Raw genomic sequence first — 12,113 nt, 5'->3', positions numbered from 1 at the left:
CTCTGTTCCTTGAACAGGGAGCTTTCGTTACCTATTGGTCATTGGTTTGTTTTGTGCCATCAATGATTTCGACATTGAAGTCTCGTAAGATGTCGAGTCCTTGTGACTCGTGGTTTTTACCAGCGACTAATGTTTTATTGATAGTAAAATCAGCGTCAGGAAAGGCGCTTTGGATCTCGATGGTATTGGAAAGGACACAGATGTTGGTTTCAACACCAGTGATTTCGATTTTCTTTTCTTCTCCAGGTTCAAATAGATTTTTCTTAATGTCGATCAAGACCTCAGGTGGAATACTGTAATAGTATTTCTTGACGACTTTTTCATTTTCGAGAGGCTTAAGTTCTGGGATCAGCTGCAGGGCATCTGCTTCTTCATCAGGCGTTCCTTTGACTTCGATTGGAATGTCGCGGGTGTGTAAAATGTACTCCCCATTCGCCCGCGCTTGTTCTAGGCGCTTGGCGATTCGTTTGACGAGAGCGGCGCCATCTGGTACATACGCTTCGTTCTCTTCATCGAGAATTTGGTTTTGCATATCGACAATGACTAGCATGTGGTTACTCCCTTTCTATAAACATCGTTTTTCAAATGGTCTGACGTGAGGTTGAAAAATAGGTGCTATTTCTATGATGCCCTACTTTTTTTATATTTTCAAAGAAAACGCTCTTCTTGTCGAGAAACGGTAAAAACGTTATTTTTTTATTCGAATCACGATGCTTTTTGTCTGCTGAAAAGAAGAAGTAGTGATAGCTTTTAATATAGTGCATTAAAAATAAATGAAAGTAGGTTAGGTTAAATGAGAAAGTTATTTTATATGGGGACTTTGCTTTTTTCAGTTGGTGTACTGGCGGCAGGATGCGGCAACAGTGAAACCGCTGTTTCCTCGGGGAATGAGTCAGCAGATGGCAAAACGACGTTGGACTTTTGGTCCTTCTGGGGGTCTGGTGCAAGACAAGAAGTAATTGAAGAAATTATTGATGATTTTAATGCGTCACAAGATAAAATCGAGGTCAAATACAGCTACCAGCCTTGGGGCGATATTTGGACAAAATCACTGTCGTCGATCACTGCTGGCAATCCGCCTGATGTTATTGTACAAGATATCAATTCTGTTGCTCAGCGGGCAGAAGCGCAGCAAGCAACGAATTTAAGTGAGTATATCGAAGAGGGCTTTTCTGATGAATTTTTTCCGCAATTATGGGATACAGTGGAATACGAAGGGGATGCCTATGCCGTTCCTTTCAATACAGATACGCAAGTGATTTTCTACAATAAGACACTCTTTAAAGAGGCTGGTATCAGTGAAGAGCAACTGCCACAAACGTGGGAGGAGTTAGAAACAGTTGCTCGTAAATTAGATGTCAAAAACGGTGATGACTTTGAGCGGATCGGCTTTTACCCATTGTGGAATCTAGGCGCTGACGTGTGGGCGTTGAATGCCGACGATGGCGTCAGCTGGTTTGACAAGGATGAGAACGTCAAAATCGATACAGACAACAAAGTGGAAGCGTTGGAATGGATCTTAGACTGGCAAGAGTATTATGGTCAAGATACCATCAATCGCTTAGAAGCTGAATTTGGTTCAGGGGTTGCCGATCCATTCATTTCTGGATTAGTGGCGATGCGTGCGCAAAACATCAACTACTACTCAAGTTTGGCGGAAAATGCACCAGATGACTTTGAATTTGGGGTCATTCAAATTCCTGAAAAAGAAAGCGGCTCTGGTCACTGGTCATGGGGCGGCGGGTTCGTCCTAGAAATGCCATACGGTGCCAAAGATCCTGAAGCGTCCTATGAGTTTATCAAATACTTGTCGACACCAGAAGTTCAAGAGAAATTTGGTGAGAAGAGCTTTGATATCATGGCGAATCGGACAGCCAACGAAAACTTGGTCAACAACGACAATCTAGATGAAAACGGCCAAATGATCTACCAAATGGCGGATGAAAACTTTGCCAATACGGTGATCACGCCTGTGCCATTGACAGCGCCTGACTTCAGTAGTCTTGTCAATGAACAGATCGACCAAATCATGCTAGGCAGCAAAACACCGGCTGAAGGGTTGGCAGATGCGCAAAAAGCGGTGGAAGATCTTGTTGAGCAAAACAAATAAACCTCAAAACGAGCGTTTTTAAAAAAAGAAGGAAAGTCCAGTCGGTTAGCGGACTGGGCTTTGCTTTCTGCTTTGCGAAGCGGACATGTTTTCTTGAACAAACAATGAGTAAAAATAGAATGGAGTGGAAGGAATGCCAAAGAAGCGTTCAAAAAGTAAACGGCAAGAAGCTCTTTGGGGCTACTTCTTCGTAGCACCATTTTTGCTTGGGTTCGTGGTGTTTATGTTAGGGCCCATGCTGTTTTCCTTCGTAGGAAGCTTTACCGATTACAATCTGACTTCAAAAATGAATTTTATCGGCTTTAAGAACTTTACCCGCATGTTTACGCAAGATACCCTGTTTTGGAAATCTCTTTATAACACGGCGTATTTTGTACTCTTCAATGTTCCCTTAACAACGTTATTCAGTGTTTTTCTAGCCACTTTACTGAATCAAAAAATCCGCGGAATCAGTTTTTTCCGAACGACCTTTTACTTACCAGCGATCCTTTCAGGGGTTGCCGTCTACGTCTTATGGATGCAATTATTATCTCCTTCCGCAGGATTGATCAATACCTTCTTGAGCTGGTTCAATATCAAAGGTCCGGCATGGCTGTTTGATCCAGAATGGACGAAACCAGCGTTGATTTTGATGAAGATTTGGAGTTCAGGGGGCGCGATGCTCTTGTATCTAGCTACTTTGCAAAATATTTCGCCGACGCTGTACGAATCGGCTGAGATCGATGGAGCGGGGGTTTGGGCGAAATTCAAAAATATTACGATTCCTTTGATCACGCCGATCATCTTCTATGATGTGATTACTTCAACGATCGGTTCTTTTCAAATTTTCCAAGAAGCATACGTGATGACCAAAAATGGTACCGGCGGTCCGGCGAATTCGCTGCTATTCTATAATTTGCATATGTGGAACAAAGCATTTGTTGCCTTTGATATGGGTTATGCGATGGCAATGTCGATGATCTTGTTCTTGATCGTCTTAGTCTTGACCTTTATCAATCTCAAGCTGGCACCACGCTGGGTTCACTATACCGGAGGTGGCAGCTAATGGAAATGACGACAAAAACGCGAAGCAAATCAAGCCAACAGCGAGTCAAGAAAATCATCAGCTATGTGGTGATGTCGATCATCGGGATCGTGCTGCTGATTCCTTTGCTGTGGATGGTCTTTACGTCATTGAAACCGATGGAGGAGATCGTGCGTTACCCGCCGACCTTTTTCCCAGAAGAAATCAATCTTGGCAATTATTTGGAGACCATCAACGCCTTTCCTTTTTGGCAGTATGCAAAAAACACCTTATTCATTACTGTCTTAGTAGTCTTCGGGAATGTCTTATCAAATTCCTTCATTGCTTATGGGTTTGCAAAATTGGCCTTTCCAGGAAAAAATCTGATCTTTGCCCTCGTCTTGTCTACCATGATGATTCCTGGCTTTGTGACGATGATCCCGCAATATGTCTTGTTTTCCAAAATCGGCTGGGTCGGCACCTATCTGCCGCTGATCGTTCCAGCGTTTTTCGGCAACGCCTTTAACATTTTCTTGATGCGGCAGTTTTACTTGTCCGTCAACAATGAATTGATCGAAGCCGCTAAGATCGATGGCGCCAATCATCTTTATATTTGGAGCCATCTAATGATCCCATTGACGAAACCCGCGCTGATCACGATTGCCATCAACTCCTTCAATGGGGCGTGGAATGATTTCTTAGGACCATTACTGTATATTCAAAACCAAGAAAAGTACACGCTGCAGATTGGCCTGCAAGTTTTCCAAAACCAATCAACGACCCAGTGGAACTACTTGATGGCAGGAGCAACGCTTGTGCTATTGCCGACGATCTTGCTGTTCTTCCTCGCTCAACGTTACTTTATTGAGGGAATGGATCTGACGGGAGGTTCCAAAGGATGAGAACAAAAGTTACCCCGCAACGCTTAAACCAAGCGCTGTTGACTGGCATCAACTGGCTTCCGCATTTACTGGTTTTACAAGGCATGTGGCTGTTGTATTCCTTGCCTTTGATCACGAGTACCACCGCTAGTCGAGCATTGATCGAGACGTTGACGGAACTGCGTAACGATGGCTTGGAGGCAAGCAGCAAAGCTCGTTTTCAGCAGGCATTTCATCAACAGTGGACAACAAGAAAAGGGCAAGACCGTTTGCTCAGTCTATTCTTCCTGCTGCTTTTGGCGGACAGCTTTATCTTTAGCCGTTTGCAGCACCCGCTGTTTCAGATCGCTAGTTACGCGTTAGCGTTCACCTTTGGCTTGTTTTGCTTGGTCTTACTTTATCAAACGAGGCTGCTTCACACCTATCCGCAGCAGCCCAGCTCATTGTTTTATAGTTTTTATCAGTTTGCTCGTTCACCCAAACGAGTACTGGCGCATCTTTTAGCAACAGTGACGCTTGTCTTGACCTTTTTGCTGTTTGGTCCTGTCTACTTATTGGTCTTAGGGATCAGCACCTTGTATTTGGTCAATGTCGTGCTCTGTGACCAAGCGCTCAAATAGAAAACAAATGGGTATCCCGAAACTTCCTTAGTGAAAAGCTAAGGAGTTTCGGTTTTTTTGTGAAAAGAAGGTTGACAGGGTCAAAAATTATGCCTATGCTGAATGTAAATTTAGTAAACAGTAAACAGATGAGGTGCAGCTATGGCAAGTATGAGAGATATCGCGAAATTAGCCGGGGTGTCGGTAGCAAGTGTTTCTAGAATCCTTAACAATGATGAAACCTTCAGTATCAATGAACACACGCGTCAGCGAGTCATTGAGATCGCCAACCAAATGAATTATTCAAAAGAAAAAAATCAACCCCATTCCCGTGAAGTCGGCGACCAAAACACGATTGCCATCATTACCCGCCACGATCGAGAGTCGGAAAGAAACGATCCGTATTTTATGATGATCCGCAATGGGATCGAAAAGGAAGCGGCGAAGTGGCGCTTAAAAACGATTCGGGCCTTTTCCATGCGGGAGCCTCAAAAAGATTTGGTACAATTGGCGAAGTATGGCGCAGTCATTATTATTGGAGAGATGACCAGCGATGCTTTGGCAGAGATCAGTCAGCAAAATGCCAATATTATCCTGGTGGATAATTATAGTGAAGCACCCAGCTACGATTGCATCCAAACCGATTTTGCCCAAAAGACTCACCAGATCCTCACGTTGTTAAAAGAGAAGGGCCATGAGAATATTGCCTTTGTGGGCGGTGTTGCCAGCCGAGTGACGATTTCTGGCGAAGTCGTTTACGATGAACAAGAGATTCGAGCAGAAAACTACCGCCAATGGATGCTGCTCAATAAATTGGAAAAGTTCACAACCGTGCTGCAGGGGAAATGGTCACCAGAGACTGGTTTGCATTTTGGTCAGCAGATCGCGCAAATGAATCCTCGCCCCACAGCGATCGTCGTTGCCAGCGATCCTATGGCTGTCGGGGTTTACAAGGCACTCGCTGAAGCGGGGCTATCGATTCCTAAAGATGTGTCAGTCGTTAGTTTTGATGATATCGAAATGGCGCAATTTATGACGCCCGCACTGTCTTCCGTCAAGATGAAAGCTGAAGAGATGGGGCAGATGAGTGTCGAATTAGCGAAAAATAAAATCCTTGGGGTGCGAACGATGCCTGTTCGCGTCGTTTGTGGCAGTGAATTGATCATTAGAGAATCGATTGCCGAAAAAGATCAGTGACGTCTGATCTTTTTTTATTTTAGGGGTTGTGTAAACATTAACTAAACAACTATACTGATTGTAGTAAACGTTTACAGTTAAAAATAAAGGAGAAAACGAAATGAAGTTTATTGATAAATTAGCCGAAAAGATGGTGCCTTTTGCTCAGATCATTGCCAACAACAAATACTTGTTAAGTCTTCGTGATGGGTTTATGGTCGCTTTTCCTGCAACAATGTTTGCGTCAATTATGATTATTATTCAAAATCTGCCTGCTACTTTCGGACTCTCGGAAAAACTTCCAGAGGGATTCATCACGTTTCTAAACGACTTTTTTGGTCCTATCGGAAATGCAACCATGAGTATCACCGCTATTTTCGTTGTTTTTGGGATCGGCTATCAGTTGGCTGGCAAGTATGGACAAGCCAAATTATTTGCGGGTGCCATCTCACTGTCTTCGTTTTTGATGCTGCTGCCTTTTGGCTCATCCGAAGAGTTAGGTACAGTGATCCCCTTGTCGAAATTAGGGGCTGAGGGAATGTTTGTCGGAATCATCACGGCCATTATCGCTACGCAGATCTATTGCAAAATCAGTGCGGCTGGGCTGACGATCAAAATGCCAGATTCGGTTCCGCCAATGATCGCAGAATCCTTTGTCGCCATCATTCCTGGTGCGGCACCGTTGTTCCTTTTCAATTTGATTCGCTACTTGTTCACCTTTACTTCATGGGGCAATGCCGTTGATTTCGTTTATGAGATTTTGCAAAAACCATTAATGGGCTTAGGCGGTACGTTGCCAGCAGTACTGATCGCCGTCTTGTTCACCCAATTCTTCTGGTGGTTTGGGATTCACGGAACACTAGTGGTCAATGCGGTGATCGATCCAATCATGAATGCGTTAGCGATCGAAAACTATGAAGCTTACAAAGCAGGGGCGGAACAATTGCCCCATATCATTAACACTACGTTTATGGGCGTGTTCGTCAATCAAGGAATGCAGCTGGGGATCTCGATTACGATGGCATTCTTTATCGCTCGTTCGATTCGGATGAAAAAATTAATGAAGACGGTGATCGCTCCATCTGTTTTCAACGTATCTGAACCGATGACCTTTGGTTTGCCGATCGTCTTGAACCCGATCGCTTTTGTCCCATGGATCTTAGCGCCATTAGCCAGTACGACGATTTCTTACTTTGCGATCGCCGCAGGCTTGGTGCCACGACCAATTGGAGCAACGGTGGTTTGGACGACCCCTGTTTTCTTATCTGGTTGGTTAGGCACGGGTTCTGTTGCCGGCGCAATCTTACAGTTAGTGACGGTTGCCGTAATGACCTTGATTTGGGTGCCATTCTTGATCGTAATGGATCGCGGGTACTTGAAAGAAGAAAAAGCAGAAGCGGCATTAAATGAACAAGCGGCATCTGAAATGATCAATCAAAGAGTAGAAGAAAGATAAGCCCAGAAACGGAAAGGAATGCAATAGCGCACCCTTTAGAAAGGAATTTGTGATGAGAACCGATACATTGTCTTGCAGTTATCAAATGAATACCACACCTACGGACTTTTCCCGTGTGTTATTGGCGGAACAAGAGAAATTCTTTCTAGCCAAACAAGCCCAAGAACCGTTCGGGGAAGGCTGCCGTATTGAAACGATGATCCAAACCAAAACCGCCCCGCGGTTGGTACCTGCCGTCATGACGGTCAAAAAAATTGCCGCGGATGAGCTGTGGTTTCGTACGACCCATGAAGAAGGAGTGATCGATCAACGGTACAGTTTTGCACCAGGACGAAAAGGGAAGCTGCAAGTCACGTATTCGGAACAAAGCCGTTTTGAGCAGCAGAAAACAACCTACAGTTTTATGCTGGCGGCGCTGTTTTACAAATTCTTTTTCAATCGCGGCGTCAAAAAACGCTTGCGTTATCTTGAAGCAGCTTGTCAACGAGCAGGGACAAATGAAAAAAATGAGGAAAATTGAGGATAGCAATGATAGAAATTAGGAATGAACAACTCTTTCACTTATACAATGAAAAAATCAGTTATATCATAAATGTGTTACCAAATCAGCAACTGGGTCATGTCTATTTTGGGCCATCTCTAGGCACACTGGCGTCGTTTGATCAAGCGTACCTTGAGAAAAAAGAGAATAAATCGGCAGGAACCGTCAAATTTTTTGAAGCAGACAATCTTTTTACTTTGGCGGACCGTTTTCAAGAATTGCCAACGTATGGGACTTCTGATTTTCGAGAAGGGGCAGTGTCGGTTTTTGAGGAAGAAACCCCTCTTTATGTTGATTTTAAACTTGTGGCTTTTCACTGTTTTGAGGGCAAAGAACGAAAGCTGGCGCAACCAGCCAGCTTTGCTTCTGCCGATGAAAGCCAAAGCATCGTCTTTGAATTAGTAGATCAAGAGCGACAGCTGGAAATGGCGCTCACCTATACGATCTTCAAAGGATCAGGAACCATCACGCGGCAGCAAACACTGACCAATACGGGGAGCAAGCCGAGAACCATCCAGCGCTTTTTGAGTGGTGTCTTGGAGCTGAAAAATCGCGATTTTGAACTGCTGCATCTTTCAGGCGCATGGCTGAAAGAACGGCATATCAAGACGGTCCCTTTGACCCAAGGGACGATCAGTGTCGGCTCGTTAAAAGGAGCGTCTGGTCATCAGCACAATCCTTTTGTCGCCTTAAAAGAACAGCAAGCCACCAATGACACTGGTCACGTCTATGGTGCCAACCTGATTTATTCTGGCAACTTTTTAGCGCAAGCGGAAATGGATGAGTGGGACAACGTTCGATTGATGTTGGGGATACATCCTGAGCATTTCAGCTGGCAGCTTTCACAAGGAGAAACTTTTGAAGCCCCAGAATGCCTCTTCACCTTCACCGCTGCTGGTCTGAATGGCTTGAGTCAAGAATCCGCCCAATTTATCGAAAAGCATGTGATTGCCCCTTATTGGCAAAAGCGGCAGCGGCCGATCGTCTTTAATAATTGGGAAGCGACTTATTTTGATTTTAATGAAGAAAAGCTGTTGACCTTAGCCCAAGAAAGCAAGGCGTTAGGGATGGAGTGCTTTGTGCTGGATGATGGTTGGTTTGGAAAACGCAACGACGACCGCAGTTCATTAGGCGATTGGGTGGCGGACCCTGCCAAATTTCCAAAAGGAATCGGTTCTTTTGCTGAGAAAATTCATGCCATGCAGCTGCAACTGGGGATTTGGTTTGAACCAGAAATGGTTTCGCCAGATAGTCAGTTGTACCAAGAGCACCCTGAGTGGGTAGTCAAGCATCCTTATGAGCGGATCTCTGTGGGGCGCGGGCAATACGTGTTGGATTTTGCCAATCCAGCAGTGGTCGAGGCGATTTTCGAAGCGATGCAAAAAGTGATCCTTGAAACCAAGCTGGATTACATCAAATGGGATATGAACCGCAATATCACGGAAGCTTACTCTCCCTATTTAGCGGAACAGGGAATTTCTCAGACGGAGTTTTATCATCGCTACATTTTAGGTCTTTATCGCTTATATGAAAAAATCTTAGCGGCGTTTCCGACCCTTTTGATTGAAGGCTGTGCTGGCGGCGGGGGCAGATACGATTTAGGGATCTTATTTTACAGTCCGCAGATTTGGCCTAGTGATGATAGTGATGCAGTGGAACGTTTAGCCATCCAAAGCGGAACGTTGTTAGGGTATCCTTTGTCCTCCTTCAGCAATCACGTGTCGGCGGCACCAAACCACCAAGTCGGCCGGGCAACGTCTTTAGACTTTCGGCAAACCGTCGCAATGTTTGGGCCTTTGGGGTATGAACTCGATCTCTTTCATTTGTCTGACGCTGAAAAGCAGGCAATCAAATCCCAAATCGTCTTTTATAAAAAACAGCGGCAATTGCTGACCTTTGGCACTTTTTACCAGCTGCAGCAGTTGGACCATGCCAATGAAACGACTTGGGCAGTGTATGATCCGCAAAACGAAGAAGCATTGATTGCTTTCTTTCGCGTGTTGGCACAAGCCAATCCGACGGCGGAAGACTTTTTGCCCGCAGCCTTTCTTAATGCCCAACAGGTGTATCAGGTCAATGGCGAAACTGTCTCTGGTCAGCTGTTAAGGCAATTAGGGTTGCGTAAACCCTATCAGTTTAATGCCGTCAACCATGGAACAGCGCAAGTCACTGGCGATTTTCAATCATTTGTCTACCAGTTACAAGCTAAAAAGGAGTAGAATGATGAGCAATCAATTGTTTGATCAGCAGTTTATGCATGGCGGGGATTACAACCCCGATCAATGGCTGGCTTATCCAGAAATCTTGCAAAAGGACCTTGCTTATATGCAGCAAGCCCATGTCAACACTGTCACATTAGGGGTGTTTGCTTGGAGTGCCTTAGAGCCGCAAGAAGGCGTTTATCAGTTTGACTGGTTGGATCGTGTGTTTGATCAGATCCATGGCATCGGCGGCAAAGTCATTTTGGCCACTCCTAGCGGTGGGCGTCCTCAATGGCTGAGCCAAAAGTATCCCGAAGTCAATCGGACCAACGCCCAAGGGCAAAAACATACCCATGGGTTTCGCCACAATCACTGTTACTCTTCACCGATCTATCGGGAAAAGGTGACGCAAATCAATCAGCAGTTGGCAAAACGGTACGGCAAGCATCCGGCATTAGCCATGTGGCATATTTCCAATGAGTACTCTGGGGAATGCTTTTGCTCCTATTGTCAGGAAAACTGGCGCAGCTGGCTGCAAAAAAAATATGGTGATTTAGCCACGTTGAATCATGCCTGGTGGACTTCTTTTTGGGGCGGTACGTACTCTGATTGGTCGCAGGTTTTACCGCCTTCACCTTTAGGGGAACACAAAGTGCATGGCATGGATCTTGATTGGAAACGATTTGTCACAGATAGGACGATCGATTTTTATTTGCATGAATGTGCGCCGATCCGTCAGCTGACACCGGACATTCCTGTGACGACGAATTTTATGGCGGAAGGACATGCTACCCAAGATTTTATTCCTTTAGAAGGCATTGACTACAGCAAGTTCGCTCGTCATGTGGACATCGTTAGCTGGGATAGTTACCCTGATTGGAACAACAACTTTGAATCCTTGGCAGCGACAGCGATGAAATCCGCCTATGTGCATGACCAGTACTGGTCATTGAAGAAACAGCCCTTTTTAGTGATGGAATGCACGCCGAGTTTTGTTAATTGGCATTCCTTCAATAAAGCGAAAAAGCCTGGTGTCCATCAGTTGAGTGCCATGCAGCAGATCGCCCATGGCTCAGATAGTACCTTGTATTTTCAATGGCGCCAATCCCGCGGCAATTCAGAAAAATTCCATGGGGCAGTCGTGGGACATGATGATTCCACGGAGAATCGGGTCTTCAAAGAAGTTGCGGCTTACGGCAAGCGCTTGGAAAAAATCAAAGAGATTCAAGGAACCACAAGAAAAAAAGCAGTGGCGATCCTTTTTGATTGGGAAAGCAACTGGGCATTGAAGCGAGGCGGCGGGTTTGGGCGACCAACCAGACGGTATCCGCAAACGTTGCAGGAGCATTATCGTTATTTCTGGGAACAAGACATCGCTGTCGATATTTTGACGCCAGAGCAAGATTTTTCTGACTATCAGTTGGTGATCGCTCCGATGCTTTACTTGATGTCATCGGAGACGATGGCAAAACTTTGCCAGTATACACAAGCCGGTGGTACCTTGATTTCCAGTTACTTTAGCGGCATGGTCAATGAAACCGACTTGTTGTATATGGGGGGCTTGCCACAGCCGTTGCGAGCATTATTAGGCATCAACGTGCTGGAGCTGGAAACTCTTTTTGACACTGAACACAATCAAGTGGTTTTTCAAGGACAGCCCTTTGAAACACGGGACTATTCTGCAATCATCGAAGCCGAAACAGCGGAGGTACTAGGGGAGTATCAAGCGGATTTTTACCAAGGAACACCTGCGATCACCAAAAATGCCTTTGGTGCAGGCACCGCCTACTATCTGGCGGCTCGCACCAACTATGACTTTTTCGAACAGTTTTATGCCTCTTTGGTCCGTGAGCTGTCCTTGGCAGAGGAAAGGATCGCGCATGCCAATCCTGCAGTCTCGATCCAAGGCAGGATCAGTCCAGAACGAACGTACTTTTTCATCATGAATTTTTCTGAGAAAGAGCAGACACTACACTTGATCAAAGAAGTCGTTGATTTAGAGACCAATCAAGCAGTCCCTCAAACAGCAACCTTGGCGCCGTATGAAGTGCGAGTGGTTTATTTTAACAATTAGCTGACCATTGGAAAAAACGTCCCTTTCGACAAATGCAGAAAGGGACGTTTTTTTGATGAAAGGTTTATCAGA

10 protein-coding genes are annotated in these 12,113 nt (G+C 45.2%); 9 read left to right on the top strand and 1 reads right to left on the bottom strand.

What is annotated here, in order from left to right; all coding sequences use genetic code 11:
• Positions 1-31: 31 nt before the first annotated feature.
• A complete protein-coding gene (locus IGJ15_RS11015) occupies positions 32-550 on the bottom strand; it encodes an isochorismatase family cysteine hydrolase (RefSeq protein ID WP_005225481.1) in 519 nt (172 codons plus the stop codon).
• Between the two features lie 243 nt (positions 551-793).
• Between IGJ15_RS11015 and IGJ15_RS11010 the strand changes: the two genes are divergently transcribed.
• The 9 genes from IGJ15_RS11010 (at position 794) to IGJ15_RS10970 (ending at position 12,041) form a co-directional block, all read left to right on the top strand.
• Complete coding sequence (locus IGJ15_RS11010) at positions 794-2,110, top strand: ABC transporter substrate-binding protein (RefSeq protein ID WP_430599075.1); 1,317 nt, start codon at positions 794-796, stop codon at positions 2,108-2,110.
• A 133-nt stretch (positions 2,111-2,243) separates the two neighbouring features.
• Positions 2,244-3,155 (top strand): carbohydrate ABC transporter permease, encoded by a 912-nt coding sequence (locus tag IGJ15_RS11005; RefSeq protein WP_005234717.1) that lies wholly within the window; start codon positions 2,244-2,246, stop codon positions 3,153-3,155.
• A complete protein-coding gene (locus IGJ15_RS11000; RefSeq protein WP_005225484.1) occupies positions 3,155-4,015 on the top strand; it encodes a carbohydrate ABC transporter permease in 861 nt (286 codons plus the stop codon). Before IGJ15_RS11005 ends, IGJ15_RS11000 begins: the two co-directional genes overlap by 1 nt.
• Entirely contained in the window at positions 4,012-4,614 is a 603-nt protein-coding gene (locus IGJ15_RS10995; protein WP_005225485.1) for a hypothetical protein, read from the top strand. Before IGJ15_RS11000 ends, IGJ15_RS10995 begins: the two co-directional genes overlap by 4 nt.
• 141 nt (positions 4,615-4,755) lie before the next feature.
• A complete protein-coding gene (locus IGJ15_RS10990) occupies positions 4,756-5,790 on the top strand; it encodes a LacI family DNA-binding transcriptional regulator (protein WP_225000976.1) in 1,035 nt (344 codons plus the stop codon).
• Positions 5,791-5,890: 100 nt separating this feature from the next.
• Entirely contained in the window at positions 5,891-7,225 is a 1,335-nt protein-coding gene (locus IGJ15_RS10985) for a PTS sugar transporter subunit IIC (RefSeq protein ID WP_005234719.1), read from the top strand.
• 52 nt (positions 7,226-7,277) lie between these two features.
• The gene (locus tag IGJ15_RS10980; RefSeq protein ID WP_034868387.1) at positions 7,278-7,745 is read left to right on the top strand and encodes a hypothetical protein; all 468 of its coding nucleotides are present in this window, start codon (positions 7,278-7,280) and stop codon (positions 7,743-7,745) included.
• An 8-nt stretch (positions 7,746-7,753) separates the two neighbouring features.
• Positions 7,754-9,985, top strand: coding sequence for an alpha-galactosidase (locus tag IGJ15_RS10975; protein WP_430599074.1), 2,232 nt, complete (start codon positions 7,754-7,756; stop codon positions 9,983-9,985).
• A 1-nt stretch (position 9,986) separates the two neighbouring features.
• Entirely contained in the window at positions 9,987-12,041 is a 2,055-nt protein-coding gene (locus IGJ15_RS10970) for a beta-galactosidase (RefSeq protein ID WP_005225491.1), read from the top strand.
• Positions 12,042-12,113: the final 72 nt, after the last annotated feature.

Origin of the sequence: Enterococcus sp. AZ079, from assembly GCF_050547255.1 — a bacterium.
Lineage (GTDB): Bacteria > Bacillota > Bacilli > Lactobacillales > Enterococcaceae > Enterococcus_D > Enterococcus_D casseliflavus.
This window is presented reverse-complemented; position numbering and strand designations above follow the sequence as displayed.